We start from the raw sequence: 19145 nt of genomic DNA, 5'->3' as shown, positions 1-19145 counted from the left end.
TGTGCGGAATTGTAGGTCTGATCGGTGTGGGCGGGGCGATGCGTCCCGACCTTGAGCGTCGGGTGCGCCAGCTCGCCGACGCGGTGAAGCATAGGGGGCCCGATAGCGATGGCGTATGGGTTGCGCCCGAGAATCCGGTGGCCTTGGGGCATCGCCGCCTATCGATCATTGATCTGTCACCCGCCGGACAACAGCCGATGTGTTCGCATGCGGGCGAACATCAACTCGTCTTCAACGGCGAGGTCTACAATTTCGCCGTGCTGCGACAGGAATTGGATTGCGGCCGGCAGCGTGAGTGGCGCGGGCACTCGGATAGCGAGGTGATGCTGGAGGCGGTGGCAACTTGGGGGCTCGATGCGGCCTTGGAAAAGATGAATGGAATGTTCGCTTTCGCCTGCTACGACCGGCGCGCCGCCACCCTGTCGCTTGTGCGTGATCGGCTGGGGGTGAAGCCGCTTTATGTCGGCCGAGGACGCGATGGCACGCTACTCTTCGGCTCGGAAGCGCGGGCTTTGGCGCGGGACGAGCACTTTGAGGCGCGGTTGAATCGGGTGGCACTCCCGTCGTATTTTGCCTACGGATACTTTCCACACCATCACTGCGTCTACGAATCGGCGGTGAGTTTGGCACCGGGGTCGACGGTCACATTCGCTGCGGATGCAACCCGGATCGATTGGAATGGTTTCCTCAGTGCCGCGCAGGGCAACCCGGACGGTCCGTTCGACTTGCGCGGAGCCGGGTGGCACTATCGGACTTTCTGGAGCTCGACGGAGTCCTGGTCGCGCGGGTTGGCTGCGCCGTTTCGCGGGACATTCGACGAGGCGGTCGAGGCCGGTGAGTCGCTCCTGCGCGATGCGATTGCGATCCGCATGGTCGCCGATGTCCCGCTTGGCGCACTTCTGTCCGGAGGGATTGATTCGTCGCTCGTGGTTGCCCTGATGCAGCAACGCTCCGGGCGGCCGATCCGCACGTTCTCCATCGGGTTCGACGTCGCGGAGTTCGACGAAAGTCGTCATGCCGAAGCGATCGCCCGGCACTTGGGCACCGAGCACACCACCTTGTCGGTCAGCCGCAAGGAGGCACTGGAGGTGGCCAGCCGAGTGGGGGCACTGCTCGACGAGCCGCTGGCCGATGCCTCGTTTGTTCCCACCTACCTTGTTTCGGCGCTGACCCGGCAACATGTGACGGTTGCTATGACGGGTGACGGCGGCGACGAGTTTTTCGGCGGCTACTGGCGCTATCGCGCCTTGGATCGACTGGGGCCGGTCTATCACACGCCCGAATTCCTTCGCTCGGTCATCCGGGCGGTCGCCTCCCGCTTGACGGTGCGGCGGCCTACGTCGGGCAAATGGCGCCGGGGCTGGTTCCGGTTTGCGCGCCTATTACAGCTTGCTTCGCGGTCCGACTTTTCCCGGGCTTACGATGACGCCACGTCGCTGCCGTGTTCGGGGCGCTTGGTCTTCCAGCGCGGGGAGGACTTGCGGAAGCACCGGCGCGTGCCAGGGTTGAATTTGCACTTGGGTGAGGAGATGATGCGCTTCGATGTCTTGAACGTCCTGCCCGACGACCTGCTCGTCAAAATGGATCGGGCAAGCATGGCGGTCGGGCTCGAATGCCGGGAGCCGCTCTTGGATTTTCGTCTGCACGACTTTGCGGCGACACTGCCGCTGAGTTACAAACTCGAGCTTAAGGGGGGAAAGCGCCTGTTGCGCAACATGGTCGCGCGGCATCTTCCGCGCGAGATCATGGAACGCCCCAAACAGGGTTTCACCCCGCCGCTCGCGCAATGGATGCGCTCCGAACTAAAGACGTGCGTTGCTGAAGCGCTTTTCGACGGCTCCGCCGACGACATCGTGGTTCGGGACGCGGTCGAGCGTCTATGGACTGAACACCAAACTGCGAAGTGGGATCACAGCGAATCGCTGTGGCGGGTCTTCGTCCTCAAACAATGGCTGGCTGCGCACCGGTGGAGTTGAGCCACGAAAAGGTATCAGCTCCGGACTTGGAGCCGGGCAAGGCGAACGTCCTCTGGCCGGTGGCGTGGAATGGACGGCCGAGCGTGCGTTGTCTCGTGCCTACCTTCGGAGCCGGCGGCTCCGAGCGGGTTTGCCTTCGGCTCTGCAATGCATGGGCCGAAGCCGGGCATGCCGTCGAGGCGATCATCTACGGACGGCACGAGGCGGAATTTCTCGGCGCGTTGGATCGGCGCGTGCGAGTCGTGTCGTTGGAGGTCCGGCGGGCGCGGGAGGCGTTTCGCCCTTTGGTGCGGCACCTCCGGCGCAGCGGTCCGGCCCCGCTGCTGGTTTTCGGTTTCACGCAGGCGATGCTTCTGGCCATCGCGTCGGCTTCGCGCTTGGTGCGCCATCCGTTGATCTATCGCGAGGGTTCCTTGCCGAAATCGAATGTGCCGCGGTCGCGTTGGTGGCTCTATCGGCCGGTGTTGCGGCGCTTTGATGCGGTCGTGGCGCAAAGCGATTTCGCCGCCGCGGAGTTGGCCGATCTCGGCGTGCGCGGCATGCAGTGCCATGTGATCAGCAATCCACTGCCGGACGATGCTTGGGAGAACGGAGCGCGCAGTCGGCCGGGCACGACCCTGCGGTTCCTGGCGGTGGGGCGGCTTTCCCCCGAAAAGGGATTCTCGCGTCTGATCGACGCCTTTGCGCAGGGACGAGCGTGCTTCCCGGACGCGGTGCTGACGATCCTTGGCGAGGGCGGTCAGCGCGCGGCGCTGGAGCGCCAGATCGCCGCCGCTGGGCTGGATGCCTGTGTGCGTCTGGCGGGCTTCGCACCGGATGTCCGGCGTTGGTTGGCGCAGGCCGACGTGGTGCTCGCGTCGTCGGTCTACGAAGGCCAGCCGAACGCGCTGATGGAAGCCCTCGCTGCGGGGTGTCGCGTAGTGACGATCGATTCGGGCGGCGGCACGCGGGAGATGATGGCGCGGTGCGGTGTGGCGGAATTCGTGGTGCCGGCCGAGCGGTTCGAGGAGAATTTCGGAGAAACCGTGGCGCAGGCACTGGCTTCGCCGCCCTCGCGTTGGGCGGAAGCCCGCGATCGACTGCGCGCCTTCGCGCACGTGCAGGTCGTGCAACAAGCCTATTTCACCGCCTGCGCCTCCGCTCGCGTCCCATGATTGCTCGTATTCGCCGCCTCCTGCGCAATCTCTACCTCGATCTTCGCTACGGCCGGTTCCTCGGCGGGAGCAAGCGGACGCCCTACGCGCACCTCGGTGCGAAGGACACGATGAATTCGGATTACCGCGCGTTGGCGTTGCTGCTCGATCCCGAGGTGCGGGCGGGCGACGTGTTCGTGGATGTCGGATGCGGTCGCGGTCGTGTGATCAATTTCGTTCTCCATCAAGGGCGGGCCGCTCGAGTCCATGGTCTCGAACTCGACCCCGAAGTCGCCGGCGAGGTCGCGCATCGCCTGCGGCACCGGGACGACGTCACCATCGCGGTCGGCAACTGCATGGAGACGCTGCCGGCGGACGCCACGGTGATCTACGCTTTCAATCCGTTTACGCGCGCCTTGATGGAGCAGTTCAAGGAGCGACTCTTTGCGCTCTATGGCCCGAGCGGCCGGCTGCGCAATCTGCGTTTCATCTACTACAACGCCGTGGATGCCGACGTGTTCGAAGGCGATCCGCGGTGTCGCGTGACGCGGCCGGTGTTGCCCACCGGATTCCATCCCGCAGTGAAAGTCGAGTTTCCCGCATGCTGACGATCAACCGCCGCCTCAAGGGCCTGCGCATCCGCGAAATCTATTTTGCGGCGGATCTGCCCGTGCGCGAGCAGGGGTGCGACATCCTCCAATTGGTGCAATGCGCGGTGCCGCCCGGACCGCAAGCCATCCGGTTTCACAGTTCGATTGTGAACATCGACCGCGAAGAGGAAGCGCTGCTGGCCGGACTGTCTAAGAACTGTCGCTACGAGGTTCGGCGGGCACAGGACAAGGACGGCCTCGAGTGCGAGGTGCTCGAGCGGCCGGACGAGACGGCGCTCGCCGTCTTTCGGGCCGCCTTCAGTGAATTTGCCCGCACCACCGGCATCGCTCCTGCAAACAACGAAAAGCTGGTGGCGTTGCACGCGGCGGCCGCATTGACGCTTTCCACGGTCCGCCGCGAGGGCGCAATCTTAGCGCAGCACGTGTATCTGCATGACGCCCGCCGGACGCGGCTGCTGTATTCGCATTCCGCCGCGCGAGGTAGCGACGACTCGGCGCGCCGCGCCCTCATCGGCCGGGCCAACCGGCTGCTGCACTGGCGCGATATGCTCGCGTTCAAGGCGCGAGGATTCGAGGCCTACGATCTCGGCGGCATCGCCCATACGGCGGAGCTGGCGGGGATCGACCGTTTCAAAATGGAATTCGGCGGCGAACCCACGATGGAATGGAATGGATTCGTGGGCGCAGGGCCGCTCGGGCAATTCGCATTGGCCGCGCGGACGGCGGCGATAAAGGCGCGCGGGTTGGTCCGACCGCGAGTAGTTCCTCCCACCGGTTCGGTTATCTGAGCGATGCTTCCTCCGGTCATTCGCACCACGCGCATCCTGGCGTATCACGGGGTCGATCCGTTGCATGTGGATGGGCTCACCGTCTCGGCGGCAGATTTTCGTCGGCAGATGGAATACCTCGCGCGGGCCGGCCGGCGGCTGGTGAGTCTCCGGGAGTTTTGCGCGGCGGCGCGCGCGGAGGGACGGTGGTCACCGAAGCTGATGGCGCTGACCTTCGACGATGGCTACCGCGACTGCTGGACGCATGTGCGGCCGGTGTTGAAAGAACTAGGGTTTACGGCAACGGTATTCGTCATCACCGACTCCTTGATCGACGGCGCACCGCGGCCACTGCACTGTCCCGCGCACAAGGAATTTCTCACGGCGAAGGAACTGATCTCCCTGCGCTCCGCCGGATGGGAGATCGCGAGCCACACTTGCAATCACGCGCGTCTGCCGACGCTCTCCGCCGGCGAACAGGAACGACAGCTGGCCGAATCCAAGCGCGTGCTCGAGTCGTTGCTCGGGGAAAGCGTTGGGTCGTTTTGCTATCCCGCTGGCAAGTTCACGGCCGATACACTGTCGCGGGTGCGCGCGGCGGGTTACGAGTTGGCGCCGATCACGCCGTGGGCGCGCGGCCTCGTGCGCCGCGAGAACTGGCTGACGCTGGAGCGCGTAGGGCTCTACCGGGGCGACGGCACGACGAATTTCCGCCTGAAGGTGAGCCCGCTGTTTCACTGGCTACGCCGCGCTCGTTTCGCGCTGACCGCACCGGCTCCGCTGCACGATCCGGCATGAAACACAGCGAGCGCATGGTAGTCCGCGTGCTCACGAACACGCTCGCGGGCGGGGGAGCGGAAAAGCAACTGCTGCTGCTGCTCCGAGGGTTGGGCGAGCGGGGCCACGATTGCTCTGTCTATGTGTTGCAATGGCAACCCGGCGGGGGCCGCTATGCCGCCCTGTTGGATGAGGCGGCGCGCGCTGGCGTGCACATCGTCCGCCCGGGTCGTGCGGGGGCGCTGTCGGTGCTAGCGGCATTGGTTGCGGCGGTGGTGCGTGGCCCCCGGGGAGTGCTGATGTGCTGGGGTTTTCGGGCGGAACTGTGGCGACTATTGCTGCCGATTCTTTGGTGGCCCGCGGGTATCGTGGCGTTGCGCTCCGCAAGTCGCGAGGTGATGCGGAAGCGCGGTTGGCTGCTGCGCGCCACGCGGCTTTATGCCGCCGGCTATCTCTCGAACAGCGAGCTCAACGTGAAGCTTGCACAGGAGGTTGCGCTCGGAATCGAGTCGCGCGCTCACGTCGTCCCGAACGCCATCGAGGCTACGTTTCTATCCGCGGCGCGTCGCGGAGAGTCCGCGGGACGGTTGGAGGTGCGGATGCTGGGCAACGTTCGCTTTTGGATCAAAGGTTACGATCAACTGCTCGAGATTGCCCAGCTGGCGTGCGCTGATGGTGCTAACGTCCACTTCACGGTCGGTGGCGCACAGCCGACGGGCGAGACTCGGCTCGACGGCGAAATTGCACGCCGAGGCATGGAGGGAACCGTCACGTGGGCGGGACCGATCGACGACCCGGTGAAGTTCTTGGCGGGTGCGGATGTGTTCATGCTCCTCAGCCGCTACGAGGGCATGCCGAATGCGTTGCTTGAAGCAATGGCGCTGGGCATTCCGTGCATTGCGACCGAGGTTGGCGACCTGCGACGCATTGCCGGCGAAAGTGACGGACTGGAGGTGGTGCCGATCGCTGATGCGCGCATGGCGTATGCCGCACTGGTGCGTCTTCTCGGCGAGCCCGGTCGAGCGAGGGCTATGGGAGTTCGAGCTCGGGAATACTGCCAGGCGCACTTCGCGGAAGCCGCGGTGACAATAGCGGCCGAAAGGGCCCTCCATGCGGTCTTGGAACGGAGGGAACGGTGAAATTCCTGCTGATTGCCGGCTATGATGCGTCGCTGACCAATTTCCGGTTGCCGCTCATGCGGGCGGTGTTGGCGGCAGGGTGGGAGGTTGTGGCCGCGGCGCCAGCGGAGACACCACGCGTCCCGGCTCAACTGGCCGAGGCTGGCATTCGCTTTGTGCCGGTCCACCTCGCACGGACTGGGCTAAATCCTTTGGCAGATTGGCGCAGTTACAGAAATTTGCGGCGGCTTTGCGCAGCGGAGAAACCGGACATCGTGCTCAGCTACACGATCAAGCCGGTGATTTACGGATCGCTCGCAGCTCGCGCAGCCGGCGTTCCGTCTGTGCACGCACTGATCACTGGGCTGGGCACGGCGTTCTACACGGAAGGACTTAAAGGGCGCTTGCTGCGCGGAGTCGCTGAGGCGCTTTATCGCCGGTCGCTGCGGGGCTGCGGACGTGTGTTCGTGCAAAACGGAGAGATTGAAGCGCTGTTCCTTGAGCGCCGCTTAGCGAGCCGGAGGCAGTTGGTCCAGGTGGCTGGCTCGGGTGTCGACACGGAGCATTTCGCTCCGAAGCCGTTACCGTCGGGAACACGTTTCCTCTATCTTGGGCGGATGTTGCGCGACAAAGGTCTGGTTGAGTTGGCGGAAGCGGCGGCGGAGCTGCGTCGGACTCACCCGGAAGCCGGGTGTCGTATTGTGGGGGCGGGAGACTCCAATCCCACCGGGATTCGCGAGACCGACATCGACGGATGGGTGTCCCGCGGATGGCTGGAGCGTTTTCCCCTCTGCGAGGATGTGCGCGGCCATCTGGCGGAGTGCTCGGTTTATGTGCTGCCATCGTATCACGAGGGCATGCCACGTTCCGTGCTCGAGGCGATGTCGGTCGGGCGCGCGATAATCACCACGGACACGATCGGTTGTCGGGACACGGTCGTGGTGCCCGCGGGGAGCAAGCGCGATGTTCACGGTATTCTGCAGGGAGAGAACGGACTGTTAGTGCCGACCCGTTCAGCTCACGCCTTATCGATCGCGATGCAACGGCTGGCATCGGACCCCGAGCTTGTGCGGCGCATGGCCATTCGCTCGCGGCAGATTGCGGTGGAGCGTTTCGATGTGCGGGCGGTGAACCAGGTGCTCTGCGTCGGCATGGGGATCCAAGTCAGGGCTTGATGCACCGGTAGGAATAGGCGAATTACTGCAAATCACCTACGTGAAACGCACCCATCGCCATCTCCTGTTGTTCACTATGATCTTGGTGACGACTCTGTCGTTGAGGGGGCAGACCACGGTCAGTGTGGATGATAACGGCGTTTTGACCACACCGCTGAACTTCATCTCAGCCAATGCCGCGACAGCCGCGACGATTCGGGCTGGGACCGAGGCGGACAAATTCATCACCCCGCTGAATCTCGCCACGCTGATCGAAGCGCGTAACACGGGCGGAGCCGTTGGCGGGAAAATTTACCTGAACGCTGGGGCCGGCGCGACTTTGGTGGACCAAGCGGCGGATGCCGGCGAAGTTGACCTGAGCGGTGGTGCTGGCGATGCGGCTCGAGGCGGAAGCATTTTGCTCTATGGCGGCGCTGGGTCCCAAGCACTCGGTGGGTCGCTGTTGCTGCGTGGTGGCAGCGCAACCTCGGCACGCGGTGGTAATTTCTATTCCTCGGGTGGCACAGCGGCCGAGGCGCGCGGTGGTGATCTGCTGCTTTACGGCGCTACCTTGCCCGGTGGCGACATCATCACGTATGACGGCGGTGGCGGCATCGACACGCGGGTGGGCACCGTCCAACTGGGTTTGACGGCTTCGCGCACGACCATTACCAAGTCGGCAAGCGCTGCGGGGAATACGCTCACGCTGCCTACGGAGTCGGGCGTCCTGGCCACGCGCGGCTGGCTCGGCGTGCGGAACGTAGTTGCGGACGGAGCGACGCCGACCGTCGCCCTTGGCACGGTCGACACGGTGGCCATGACCGCGGGAGCTGTGGTCACGTTGAACGTGAACGGACGTCAACGCTCCTACGCACTCCGGGCGGAAAACGTTTCGGACGTTCCCAACGGTGTGACGCTGGTTCGGCCGGCGGACTACAATGCCGCGACGAACAAAGTGATCCTGGAGGATATCACGAGCGATGGGGGCAGTGTGGATGTGAGGGTTTTCGGTGCGACTGGTAACGGCGTGACGGATGATCGGGCGGCAATTCAAGCGGCAATTTACTATGGGGCTGAAGTTGGCAAGGAGGTGTATCTGCCTCCGGGCACTTACTACGTTTCTGCCGACCCGACGAACCAAGTGGGACTTTTGCTGCCGAGCGGTTCAACGTTTCGTGGCGCGGGTTGGTCGACCGTGATCCGGTTTCCCGCCGCGGGGCAAACGGTCTGCCTGGCGAATGTTCGGTCCTTCGGCGACCAGACGACACAAGACACGGGAGACACGGATATTCATGTGAGCGACCTGAAGCTAGACCTGCAGGGGACCGGAAACAACGGTTTGGCGTTCGGCGGAGTCGTGGGTGGCTCGATCACCAATGTCTGGGTCGAAGCGGCTTCCGGCTACGCCATCCATCTGGTGCGCAACAACGACACGCCGAGCGCGGCGGGCCGCTCCACGGAGGCCGTCCTGATCAGCAGTTGTCGAGTCACGAACGTCCGCGACGTCGGAATCGAACTTTCGGGCGCGAATAATTGTTCCGTCGTCAACTGCTATGTCGATGGCGTAGGGGCGACCGGCGTGCTTGGCACGGGCTATGAGTGCTGGAACGGCTCGAAAAACAACGTGTTCTCCGGAAACGTTGCGCGTGGCATCGGCTCTTCAAATTTGTTCACCGCGTTCCGGATCGATCCTGCGGACTCGAGCGGCTCGCCGGCAGTTCCGGACACGGCAAACAACCTTTTTGTCGGAAATGTCGCGCAAAACGTCTACGTCGGTTTCAAGTGCAACAGTGCGGTCGGCGGGCGCAAAATCAGAAAAAACACTTTCTCGAACAACCAGCTTCAGGCGAGTGCTGGAGACTCGAGCGGCATCGTGCTCGCGAACGCCGAGGATATGGTAATCAAGGACAATATCCTGTCTGGCTTCAATCGGCCCTTCGATCTGAATCGGCCGTTGTTGCACGAGGATCAATTCAGCTGTCCGGGCATCATTATCGAGAGTAACACATGGTTCGACAGCGGCGCTCCGTTGGAACTTTATGGCGTTGTCGCAGGATCTTTCAGCAACAACAAGGTGATCCGCAGCGCCGACGGTAGTGGTGTCAAGTTGTTTGGGGCGCGGTTCAGTTTGGTGAGGGGAAACGTCGCGTGGAATCTGGGCTCGACCTCGGCGACTCCATTTATCGTTTTCGGTTCGGTGGGTGGCGTGGAATCGGAAAACAACCTCGTGTCCGACAATTCCATCATTGATTCGCGCACCGGGACTGCGCGAAAGAGCTTCTATGCTGTTGCGCTCGGGGATGCGAGCGGCGGCAACGTCGTGCGGGACAACTTGGCGGTGAATTCGCCCCAAGGAGTCAGTATCATCACCAACGAGACCGACAACGTTCTCGTCGGTAACTTGCCCGCCGCGCTCGCCTATACCAACGGGCAGATGATCTATTCGTCGACCCAAGCGGCGTCGAGTGTCGCCGGCGGAGCAGAGACCACTCTCCGGCAGGTTAGCCTGCCGAGTCAGGCCCTGCGGAAGGATGGCGACGCCTTGGAAATCATCGCCGCGCTCACTTTCGCCGCAAACGCGAACAACAAGCGCGTGCGCGCCTACTTCGGTTCGGTGGTGGTTTATGATTCGGATCCCAAACCCGAGAATGGAACCACACTGGTTCTCCGCCTCCGAATCGTGCGGTCGAGCGCGACTTCGCAGACGATCATCGTTTTCGTGGACGGCAGTGCGAAGCTGCTCCAACCCGGGCGTCTGGATTTTGGCAATGTCGATATGCTCACCGCCATCGGCTTTCGCATCACTGCACAGGGAGTGGCGTTCCAGGATACCGTGCTCCGCTCGCTTAGTCTCCAGTATTGGGCTTCGCCGTGACGCGGGCTCACCCTCCACATGTTGCGATTACGGCCGGCGTTCCATCATCGGTCTTTGGGGCCGATTGCCCGAACCTGATGCGCACTGTCTCCCTCTCGGGGCCTGATGGTTGCGCGTCTTAGCCAATCCCTGCGATGATTGAAAAAATTGCCTGTCACCTCCCTAAGACCGTCCTGAGTAACACCGACCTAGCGTTGTTGTATCCTGACTGGACAGCAGAAAAGATCTTCGAGAAGACGGGAATTCGAGAGAGACGCGTGGTGTCGGAAGGGGAGTGCGCGTCGGATCTTGCCCATGCCGCTGCCGTGCAACTGTTGTCCGAAGGCGCGGATCAAGCCGATTGCCTGCTGTTTTGCACTCAGACGCCCGATTACCTGCTGCCTACAACGGCGTGCGTGCTGCAGTATCGGCTGGGGCTGCCGACGAGTTGCGCGGCGCTGGATTTCAACCTCGGATGTTCCGGATATGTTTACGGCCTGTCGCTTGCAAACGCGCTGTTAGCGAGTGGCGCGGCGGAGAAGGTGCTTTTTTTGACGGCAGATACCTATAGCCGTCTCGTTCATCCGCTGGACAAGAGCACGCGGACCATCTTTGGCGACGCTGGCACTGCCACCTTGCTTACGAGGGATTCCAAGACGCGGCTGCATTCCTTCGTGCTCGGCTCCGACGGGCGCGGGGCGGAACAGTTGATCGTAAGAACCGGTGGGGCTCGTCATGCGCGGGCGGCGCAGCCCACCACTTCGGTCGACGACTCCGGCAACGTGCGGGATCCGTCGTGCTTGTTCATGGACGGACCGGAAATTTTCAACTTCACGATCAAAGCCGTGCCTAAGTTGGTGCAAAGTGTCCTCGCGAAAGCCAAGCTGACGCTCGGAGAGATCGATCTCGTGGTATTCCATCAGGCAAATGCTTTCATGCTTGAGCATCTGCGACGGAAATTGGGCATTCCGTCCGAAAAGTTCGTGATCAACCTGGAGTATTGCGGTAACACCGTGTCGTCGACCATTCCTCTGGCTTTGGCGGAAGCCCTCCAAGCCGGCCGGCTGAGGCCGGGGATGAAAGTATTGCTGGCGGGATTTGGCGTCGGCTACTCTTGGGGCGGCTGTATTCTCGAATGGCACTAACTCTATGAGCAAAACGCAATTCATTGAAAAACTCGGCGCTGAGCTCGGCATCGCGCCGGCGAAATTGACGGACTCCGCCCCGCTCAGGTCCTTCCCGGCGTGGGACTCAATGGGCCGCATGGCGGTCGTCGCGATGCTTGATGCCGAGTTGGGCTTCGAGCTGCCGCCCGGTTCGCTGCAGAAGTGCCAAACCGTTGGCGACCTTGTGGCACTGGTGGAGACGAAGCTCACGTCATGAGCGTGCGGCGGATACTTGTGGTCGGAGCGTCGTCGGTCCTCGGAGGGGCAGCCGCGCGGGCGCTTTCACGTCGTGGAGAGGGATTGGTGCTGACACATTGCCGTGACGGCAAGGATGCGGATCTGCGAAGCGCGTTCCCCTCAGCGCGAATTTTGCGCCTGGACGTCACGAGCGCGGACAGCGTCCAGCGGTTGATCGAAACGATTGCCGCCGAAAGCCTGTCGCTCGACGGCCTTGTCTATGCGGCAGGTGTCGGACTGTTGCATCCCGCGACCAGAACCTCGGACGAAAACATGGCGACGGTCATGGATGTGAATGTCAGCGGAGCCTTGCGCGTCCTTCGGGCGTGCTGGCCCAATTTGCAGCAGGGCACTCAGCCCGCAGTGGTGCTTATTTCCAGCATCATGGGACTCGTCGGAGCGCCCGGGATGACGGGCTACGGAGCCTCCAAGGCTGCAGTGGCGGGATTGGCGCGTACTTTGGCCGTTGAATGGGCCGCGCGTGGGATTCGGGTCAATGCGGTGGCGCCGGGCATCGTGCCTTCGCCACTGGTTGAAAAAATGTTCAAGGGGCTGACGGCCGAAAATATCGACACGATCCGCGGCCGTCATCCCTTGGGGTTTGGTGAGCCGGACGACGTTGGGCACGCGATCGCCTTCTTGCTCTCGCCCCAGGCCAAGTGGATTACGGGAGCCGTCTTGCCGGTGGACGGAGGGTATACTGCACAATGAAAACCGACAAATCGCTGGTCGTGATCGGAGCCGGCGGCTTTTCCGCCGAAGTGGTGGATGCCGCCGAGCTTGCGGGCTGGACCGTGACAGCCCTCTACGACGACGATGAATCCGCGAGGGGACGTGTGGTGATGGGCAGGCCGTGCCTCGGTCCCATCAGTCATTTCGAATTGGGAGCGCAGGGCACCTACATCATGGCGATTGGAGCCAACGATGTGAGGTTGCGGATTGCCGCTAGGCTCGGGGCAGCAGGGCACCGGGCTGTCGCGGTGATCGATCCCCGTTCGGCCGTGAGCCGCAGTGCCGAGATCGGCGCGGGAGCCTATATTGCGGCCGGGGCTTTTGTCGGTCCCCAAGTCCAAGTCGGGCAGCACGTAATCGTTAACGTGGGTGTTTCCGTCGGCCACGATGCGGTCATCGGTGACTTTTCGCAGTTGTGCCCGGGGGCACGGGTCTCGGGATTCGCGGTTCTGGGCGAAGGCGCATTTATGGGCTCCAACGCCGTCCTCGGCCCTCGCGGCAACATGGGTGAATGGTCCCTGTTGGGGGCGGCGTCTTTTGCCAACCGTGCAGTTGCGGCCAGAGTCTTGGCCGTCGGCGTGCCGGCACGATCGGTCGCGACCTGATGAAACGGGTTTGCCGCACGACATACTGGGGTCTCGGTGTTGGTGCCGTGGTGCTCTGCGCGGCGTTCGCCTTTCAATTTCTACGGATCCGTGATCTGTCGGCTGGGGATGTTGGCACCGCCCGGGCAGTGGGGCACTTGAAAGGCAAGATTCCCGAGGAGATCGAGGGTTGGCGGTCGCGGGAGGAGCCCCTGGGCACTACCGAAGTGGTCAAGGGGCAGGTCGAGGCGATACTGAATTTCGACGACTATGTCTTTCGGGTGTTCACGCGCGGCACGACGCACCTCGGCGTTTACGTCGCCTATTGGAAACGCGACCGAATGCCAGTCAGCCGCGTCGCTTCGCACACTCCGGATCGTTGTTGGTCGGAAAATGGCTGGACCTGCGAGTCGATGAATTTCAACGAGGTGTGGTCGACGGGCAGTGCGAAACTGCAGCCGACCCAGAGACGAGTGTTTGTCTCTCCGGTAAACGGTAGGGAGGACGTGGCCTTTTGGCATCTGGTGAATGGCAGGGCTTTCGATTTCGGTGAGCGCTTCACCCTGTTCACTCATCCCGGCAAGTGGATTCGGGACACCGCCAGCTACGCAGCTTTGGGCAGTGGAGAGCAGTATTTCGTCCGATTGACCAGCAACCGCCCGTTCGAGGAGTTCAAAGGCGACCCGGGTTGGGTCAAGTTGCTTGGGGCGCTGGCGAGACTCGGTTTGGCCGAGCCCCCCTCTGCGAGCAACCAAGTTGGGCAGGGGCAGCCGTGAGCGGAGAGCAGCTGCGAAGTTGACGCGAATCGATCTAAGCAGTGCTTTTGACCTTGGCGCTCGTGGCAGAGGGCGAAGCGCCGCGAAACGCATGATCACACCTGTGAAACCTAGAACTTACCTTTCATCGCCCCACGTGGGCATCGACGAGTTGGAGCTGGTCAAAGACGCATTTGCGTCGAACTGGATCGCTCCACTCGGACCGCATGTAGATGCGTTCGAAAACGAAATCGCAGCTCGTGCGGGCACCAAGCACGCGGCGGCGCTTTCGTCCGGGACGGCGGCGCTGCATTTGGCGATGCGTTGGCTGAAGCTGCAGCCGTCGGACGAGGTGCTGTGTTCGACTCTGACGTTTTCAGCGAGCGTGAATCCGATTCTTTACGAGCGCGCCACACCGGTGTTCGTCGATTCTGATGAGCGCACTTGGAACATGGATCCTGTGCGGCTCGCCGAGGCGGTTGAGGACGGAATCAAGCGAGGCAAGCGACCGAAGGCGATCGTGCTCGTGCATCTCTACGGACAAAGCGCGGACATCGATCCAATCGCCGCAATTTGCGCGGCTCACGACATCCCTCTCATCGAGGACGCCGCCGAGGCGCTCGGGGCGACTTACAAGGGACGTGCACCGGGCTCGTTCGGACTGTGCGGCATTCACTCGTTCAACGGGAACAAGATCATCACTACGTCCGGAGGCGGCGCGTTGGTGAGCAACGACCGCGCGCTGATCGAGAAGGCACGGTTTTGGGCGACGCAGGCGCGCGATCCTGCGCCGCACTACCAGCACTCCGAAGTAGGCTTCAATTACCGGATGAGCAATGTCCTGGCGGCGATCGGTCGCGGACAATTGCGCGTGCTCGAGGACCGCGTGAATGCACGCCGCGCGAATTGCGCGTTTTATCAGCAGGCGTTCGCGGACCTGCCGGGCATCGCTTTTATGCCGGAGGCGGATTTCGGCCGGTGCACGCGCTGGCTCACGTGCGTCACGATCGATTCCAAGATTGCGGGCACTGATCGTGAGAAGGTGCGGCTCGCTCTCGCAGAGGAGAACATCGAAGCACGGCCGGTTTGGAAACCGATGCATCTGCAGCCGATCTTCGGCGGCACGCGTTGCTATGGGGGCGACGTTTCGGAGCGCCTTTTCCGCGATGGTTTGTGTCTGCCGTCCGGATCCAACCTGACCACTCCGGATCTCGAGCGGGTGGTGGCGGCGGTGCGCAAGTGTTTCGGCGGAAGCAACGGGCGATGAGGGCGAAGCGGTGTCTTGATTTGCTCCTGGTGCTGCTGTCCGCGCCGCTCTGGATCCCGTTGCTGCTGCTGCTGGCTGTTGTTGTCCGCCTGAAGCTGGGGGCGCCGGTGCTTTTCCGGCAGAAGCGCCCGGGGAAAGATGAGCGCGTCTTTGAGCTGGTGAAGTTTCGCACCATGACGGACGCGCGCGACCGAGAGGGGAATTTGCTTTCTGACGGCGATCGGCTTCCGCCGTTTGGGCGCTGGCTGCGCGCAACTTCGTTGGACGAGCTTCCCGAGCTTTGGAATGTGTTGAAAGGGGAGATGAGCTTGGTCGGGCCGCGCCCGCTTCTCGTTCAGTATCTGCCTCGATACTCTCGGGAGCAGCGACGCCGACACGAAGTGATGCCGGGTTTGACCGGCTGGGCTCAGATCAACGGCCGAAACGCGCTGTCGTGGGACGAGAAGTTCGCGCTGGATGTCTGGTATGTCGACAATCACACTAGCCGGCTCGATTTGAAAATCCTCTTCCTCACATTCTGGCAGGTCATCGGACGGCGCGGAATTTCGGCGCAGGGAGAAGCTACCATGCGGGAATTCAATCCCGATTTGTCCTCTCGCAGCGATGAAAAGCGCTAACCAGCATAGCGCGTATGCGTGGAGCAGCTTCACGCACCCCATTCTGCGGGCCATCGCGTTGCTCGCGCTCTATGGGTTTCTCCTGAGCGCGTGCCGCTACTTTGCCTACGAGCTTCGGTTCGATTTTCTGGTGCCGGCCGCGTTTCAGGACGAGCGGCTTTTTTCCCTCGTCGTAAACATCCCGGTAAAGTTGCTGTTTCTGGTTCTCTTTCGGCAGTTCGGGAGCTTGCTGACTTATTTTAGCGTGCCGGATTTGCTGCGAATCGCCGCTGCGATGGCCAGTGCGAACCTCGTCTCGTATCTGCTCCGAATGGGGATCACGCCCGGGGCGACGGCGCCGCGCGGTGTCGTTCTGATCGATTTTGTCCTCAGTGTTGGCGCGCTGAGCTTCATGCGCCTTGGGTTCCGAATCTACCGCGAGCGCTATCGAACGGGTGGAAAAGGCGAGGAGAAGAAAAAGGTTCGGCACATCGTCGTGTTAGGTGCGGGTGACGCTGGTGCCCAATTCGTGCAGGAAGCGCAGGCTCGGCCCTCGCTCGGGCTGAAGCCGGCGTTCTTTCTCGATGACGATTGGCGCAAGCATGGTCACCAGATTCACGGTGTTCCCGTTTTGGGCGCCCCTGAGGAAATCGGTCGCCTGCGGAAGGAATATGCGGTCGACGCTTGCGTCATCGCGATGCCGTCGGCGCCGGGCAAGCGGCTACAGGAGCTCTACAAGCTGCTGCGAACCGAAGGGCTGCACGTGGAGATCATTCCGTCGATTTCGGAGCTGGCCAGCGGACGGGTGCAGGTCACGAAGATCCGCCCGGTTCAGGTCGACGATTTGCTTGGTCGCGAGTCGGTCGACCTGCGCTCGGAGGAGGTGGCTAAAATGGTGGCCGGCAGAGTCGTATTGGTAACCGGTGCCGGTGGCAGCATCGGCAGCGAACTTTGCCGTCAGTTGCTTTCCTATCACCCCGAACGGCTGCTCATGGTTGAACAGGCGGAGGGCGCTCTCTTCACGATCGAAAGCGAGCTCAACGATCGCGGACATCGCAACACGATCATGCCGTTGGTCGCGGATATTTTGGATATCCCGCGCATGCAGTTCATTTTTGAGCGCTTTCGCCCGCAAATCGTTTTTCACGCCGCGGCGCACAAGCATGTGTTCATGATGGAGCGACAGCCCGGCGAGGCGGTGAAAAACAACACGACCGGGACCAGGTTGTTGGCCGAGCTCGCCTCTGCCGCGGGCGTCGAGGCGATGGTTTTCATCTCCACCGACAAGGCCATCAATCCGACGAGTGTGATGGGGGCTACGAAACGGCTGGCGGAGATGTGTCTGCAGCACGTCCAGCATCGGCCCGGCAATCGGACAAAGTTCATCGCGGTTCGCTTCGGCAACGTCCTCGGTTCCTCCGGCAGCGTGATTCCGATTTTCAAGCGACAGATCGAGGCAGGTGGACCGATCACCGTGACGCATCCCGACGTCACGCGTTATTTCATGACCATTCCCGAAGCCGTCGGTTTGGTGCTGCGGACCGCGCACCTTGGTTCGGGGGGCGAGATATTTGTTCTCGATATGGGCAAGCCGGTCAAAATCGTGGACCTTGCCAAACAGCTCGTCGAACTCAGTGGACTGAGAGTCGGCGAGGACATCGAGATCGAGTTCATCGGACTGAGGCCCGGGGAAAAACTGTTCGAAGAACTCCAACATAGCTCCGAGGCCCTGCTGCCGACTCAGCATCCGCGTATCACGCGGCTCGGCGTGCAGACGCCGGTTTCGGAGGATTGGCACGTGCGTTGCCTCGAATCGCTCGAGCGCAAAGTTACCACGCTGGAAGCGAATCAGGTCAAACTCGTGATCAAGGAATTGGTGCCGGAGTATCATCCGCATCTGGATTCCGCGTGAGTGCGTGAACGTCGCGGCGCACAAGCAACGGCCCGACCTGCACCCGCTCGAGCGGGCACTACTGGTCGCGCTTATGGTGGAGTTGCTGTTCCTGCCTTGGGCCTTCGGATCCACACGATGGTGGAGTCAGGCTATCGCCGCCACGCTCGCGCTGATCGCCTTCGTGCTTGCGCTATGGCCGCGCGACTATTCCGGCGACTTGGCAGTGGCGGGCGCGTTCCGGCTTCTTGCCTGGCCGCGCTTGGTGCGTTTCGTTCCCTTTTGGGTTGGCGTGGGTCTGCTGGCACTCCTTTTGGTCCAAGCGTTTAATCCCGCTTGGGCGTATCGCGCGAACACCAAGGTATGGTGGATGGAAAGGGTTCCACATGTGAAATGGCTGCCGTCCAGTGCGACCGCGCCGTTTGAGATTTTCGATGTCTGGCGGGCCTTCATCATCTACGCGACCGTATGGTTGTCGATTTGCGCGGCGTGGGTCGGGTTGACGCGCAGACGCTCGCTCCAACTGTTGCTGACCATTCTCGGAGCCAACGCCGTGCTCCTGGCCAGCGTGGGCTTCGTCCATCGAATGGTTGGCGAGCCGAAGCTCCTTTGGATCTGGAGCGTGCCGGGAAGTTACTTCGCGAGCTTTGTCTACCGGAACCATGCCGGGGCTTATCTCGGCTTGCTCGCCTCCGTGAGCTTGGGCTTGGCGTTGTGGTATCATTTTGAGTCGCGAAAGCGCATGGCGCGGTCGTCTCCGGCGCCACTCTGGATCCTGCTCACGGTGGTGCTGTTCCTTGCTGTTCTATTTTCGTTCTCCCGAGGGGCGGCGATTACCTTGGCGGTGTTTTGTGCGAGTGCGGTCGGGGCGTATTTCGTTTTGCGATCTGCGAATCCAACGCCCTCCACGATGCCTCGTGCGGTGGGAGTGGCGCTGACGATTGTCTTTGCAGGCGCGTTGTTTGGAATTCTGCGCTACGTGGACTTCGACCAAATCGAGAGAAGATTCCTCAAGCTGACCGAAGCAGGGGAGACCAGCGTGACCAGTCGCGCGGCGGTGCGAAATGTGGCGTGGGACATGTATACCGATCATTGGGTGTTGGGCACCGGGGCAGGTAGCTTCCGCTACATTTTCCCGACGTATCTCGCCACACACCCCGATGTGCCGCGTGGCGTGTGGTGGGATGCCGCGCACATCGATTGGTTGGAGATCCCGATCGAACTCGGCGCTCCCGGCGTCCTGCTGATAGGAATTGGTCTTGGCTGGTGCCTCGTTCGTTTCTTCCGCCAAGCGGGGTGGCGCCACCCGATCGCTTTCATGATTTTCTTGGGCTGCGGGCAAACGATGCTGCATGCGTTGATCGATTTTCCGTTTCAAAATCCGGCGGTTTTGGTGACGTGGGCGACCCTGCTCGTCGTCGCGTTGCGGTGGCTGGAATTGGAGACTCCGGAGCGCAAGGCCGCTCCTAGGTGAAGTGACCCGGACGCTGTGCTGGACAGCGACAGCGTTCGCACGCTTCATGGCTG

General features: G+C 62.2%; 17 protein-coding genes. All 17 read left to right on the top strand.

The features are described from left to right. Positions 1-38: 38 nt before the first annotated feature. The 17 genes from asnB to HZA32_14735 all read left to right on the top strand — a co-directional run bounded on the left by asnB (position 39) and on the right by HZA32_14735 (position 19092). Complete coding sequence (gene asnB / locus HZA32_14815) at positions 39-1976, top strand: asparagine synthase (glutamine-hydrolyzing) (GenBank protein ID MBI5425348.1); 1938 nt, start codon at positions 39-41, stop codon at positions 1974-1976. Continuing rightward, positions 1949-3130, top strand: a complete 1182-nt coding sequence (locus HZA32_14810) for a glycosyltransferase (protein ID MBI5425347.1) — start codon at positions 1949-1951, stop codon at positions 3128-3130. Before asnB ends, HZA32_14810 begins: the two co-directional genes overlap by 28 nt. Beyond that, positions 3127-3717 (top strand): methyltransferase domain-containing protein, encoded by a 591-nt coding sequence (locus tag HZA32_14805; GenBank protein MBI5425346.1) that lies wholly within the window; start codon positions 3127-3129, stop codon positions 3715-3717. Before HZA32_14810 ends, HZA32_14805 begins: the two co-directional genes overlap by 4 nt. Next, on the top strand, positions 3711-4508 hold the full coding sequence (locus tag HZA32_14800; GenBank protein ID MBI5425345.1) for a GNAT family N-acetyltransferase: 798 nt from the start codon (positions 3711-3713) through the stop codon (positions 4506-4508). The genes HZA32_14805 and HZA32_14800 overlap by 7 nt, the downstream gene beginning before the upstream one ends. Positions 4509-4511: 3 nt before the next feature. After that, positions 4512-5285 (top strand): polysaccharide deacetylase family protein, encoded by a 774-nt coding sequence (locus HZA32_14795; GenBank protein MBI5425344.1) that lies wholly within the window; start codon positions 4512-4514, stop codon positions 5283-5285. Next, positions 5282-6403, top strand: a complete 1122-nt coding sequence (locus HZA32_14790) for a glycosyltransferase (protein ID MBI5425343.1) — start codon at positions 5282-5284, stop codon at positions 6401-6403. Before HZA32_14795 ends, HZA32_14790 begins: the two co-directional genes overlap by 4 nt. Next, positions 6400-7557: a glycosyltransferase family 4 protein gene (locus HZA32_14785; protein MBI5425342.1), complete on the top strand. Its 1158-nt coding sequence runs from the start codon at positions 6400-6402 to the stop codon at positions 7555-7557. The genes HZA32_14790 and HZA32_14785 overlap by 4 nt, the downstream gene beginning before the upstream one ends. A gap of 40 nt (positions 7558-7597) precedes the next feature. Beyond that, positions 7598-10411 carry a right-handed parallel beta-helix repeat-containing protein gene (locus HZA32_14780; protein MBI5425341.1) on the top strand — a complete coding sequence of 938 codons (2814 nt, stop codon included), beginning with the start codon at positions 7598-7600 and terminating at the stop codon, positions 10409-10411. 134 nt (positions 10412-10545) lie between these two features. Then, entirely contained in the window at positions 10546-11535 is a 990-nt protein-coding gene (locus HZA32_14775) for a ketoacyl-ACP synthase III (GenBank protein MBI5425340.1), read from the top strand. Between the two features lie 4 nt (positions 11536-11539). Further along, the gene (locus HZA32_14770; GenBank protein ID MBI5425339.1) at positions 11540-11773 is read left to right on the top strand and encodes an acyl carrier protein; all 234 of its coding nucleotides are present in this window, start codon (positions 11540-11542) and stop codon (positions 11771-11773) included. Continuing rightward, positions 11770-12504, top strand: coding sequence for an SDR family oxidoreductase (locus HZA32_14765; protein ID MBI5425338.1), 735 nt, complete (start codon positions 11770-11772; stop codon positions 12502-12504). The genes HZA32_14770 and HZA32_14765 overlap by 4 nt, the downstream gene beginning before the upstream one ends. Next, entirely contained in the window at positions 12501-13130 is a 630-nt protein-coding gene (locus HZA32_14760) for a NeuD/PglB/VioB family sugar acetyltransferase (protein ID MBI5425337.1), read from the top strand. Before HZA32_14765 ends, HZA32_14760 begins: the two co-directional genes overlap by 4 nt. After that, positions 13130-13885, top strand: coding sequence for an exosortase-associated EpsI family protein (locus HZA32_14755; protein ID MBI5425336.1), 756 nt, complete (start codon positions 13130-13132; stop codon positions 13883-13885). The genes HZA32_14760 and HZA32_14755 overlap by 1 nt, the downstream gene beginning before the upstream one ends. A gap of 103 nt (positions 13886-13988) precedes the next feature. After that, positions 13989-15131: a DegT/DnrJ/EryC1/StrS family aminotransferase gene (locus HZA32_14750; GenBank protein ID MBI5425335.1), complete on the top strand. Its 1143-nt coding sequence runs from the start codon at positions 13989-13991 to the stop codon at positions 15129-15131. Next, positions 15128-15748, top strand: a complete 621-nt coding sequence (locus HZA32_14745) for a sugar transferase (protein ID MBI5425334.1) — start codon at positions 15128-15130, stop codon at positions 15746-15748. The genes HZA32_14750 and HZA32_14745 overlap by 4 nt, the downstream gene beginning before the upstream one ends. Further along, a complete protein-coding gene (locus tag HZA32_14740) occupies positions 15735-17639 on the top strand; it encodes a polysaccharide biosynthesis protein (protein MBI5425333.1) in 1905 nt (634 codons plus the stop codon). Before HZA32_14745 ends, HZA32_14740 begins: the two co-directional genes overlap by 14 nt. Positions 17640-17643: 4 nt before the next feature. Beyond that, positions 17644-19092, top strand: a complete 1449-nt coding sequence (locus tag HZA32_14735; protein ID MBI5425332.1) for an O-antigen ligase family protein — start codon at positions 17644-17646, stop codon at positions 19090-19092. Positions 19093-19145 lie beyond the last annotated feature (53 nt).

Source organism: Opitutia bacterium (assembly GCA_016217545.1).
Taxonomy (GTDB): domain Bacteria; phylum Verrucomicrobiota; class Verrucomicrobiia; order Opitutales; family Opitutaceae; genus Didemnitutus.
Note: the sequence above shows the minus strand (reverse complement) of the source record. Positions and strands in the feature narration are given on the sequence as shown.

Excerpts from the sequence above, each read along its gene's own strand:
- HZA32_14810 (MBI5425347.1), top strand. The coding sequence starts at position 1,949 with ATGGCTGGCTGCGCACCGGTGGAGTTGAGCCACGAAAAGGTATCAGCT.
- HZA32_14775 (MBI5425340.1), top strand. The coding sequence starts at position 10,546 with ATGATTGAAAAAATTGCCTGTCACCTCCCTAAGACCGTCCTGAGTAAC.
- HZA32_14760 (MBI5425337.1), top strand. The coding sequence starts at position 12,501 with ATGAAAACCGACAAATCGCTGGTCGTGATCGGAGCCGGCGGCTTTTCC.
- HZA32_14795 (MBI5425344.1), top strand. The coding sequence starts at position 4,512 with ATGCTTCCTCCGGTCATTCGCACCACGCGCATCCTGGCGTATCACGGG.
- HZA32_14755 (MBI5425336.1), top strand. The coding sequence starts at position 13,130 with ATGAAACGGGTTTGCCGCACGACATACTGGGGTCTCGGTGTTGGTGCC.
- HZA32_14800 (MBI5425345.1), top strand. The coding sequence starts at position 3,711 with ATGCTGACGATCAACCGCCGCCTCAAGGGCCTGCGCATCCGCGAAATC.
- HZA32_14805 (MBI5425346.1), top strand. The coding sequence starts at position 3,127 with ATGATTGCTCGTATTCGCCGCCTCCTGCGCAATCTCTACCTCGATCTT.
- asnB (MBI5425348.1), top strand. The coding sequence starts at position 39 with ATGCGTCCCGACCTTGAGCGTCGGGTGCGCCAGCTCGCCGACGCGGTG.
- HZA32_14765 (MBI5425338.1), top strand. The coding sequence starts at position 11,770 with ATGAGCGTGCGGCGGATACTTGTGGTCGGAGCGTCGTCGGTCCTCGGA.
- HZA32_14740 (MBI5425333.1), top strand. The coding sequence starts at position 15,735 with ATGAAAAGCGCTAACCAGCATAGCGCGTATGCGTGGAGCAGCTTCACG.
- HZA32_14745 (MBI5425334.1), top strand. The coding sequence starts at position 15,128 with ATGAGGGCGAAGCGGTGTCTTGATTTGCTCCTGGTGCTGCTGTCCGCG.
- HZA32_14770 (MBI5425339.1), top strand. The coding sequence starts at position 11,540 with ATGAGCAAAACGCAATTCATTGAAAAACTCGGCGCTGAGCTCGGCATC.
- HZA32_14790 (MBI5425343.1), top strand. The coding sequence starts at position 5,282 with ATGAAACACAGCGAGCGCATGGTAGTCCGCGTGCTCACGAACACGCTC.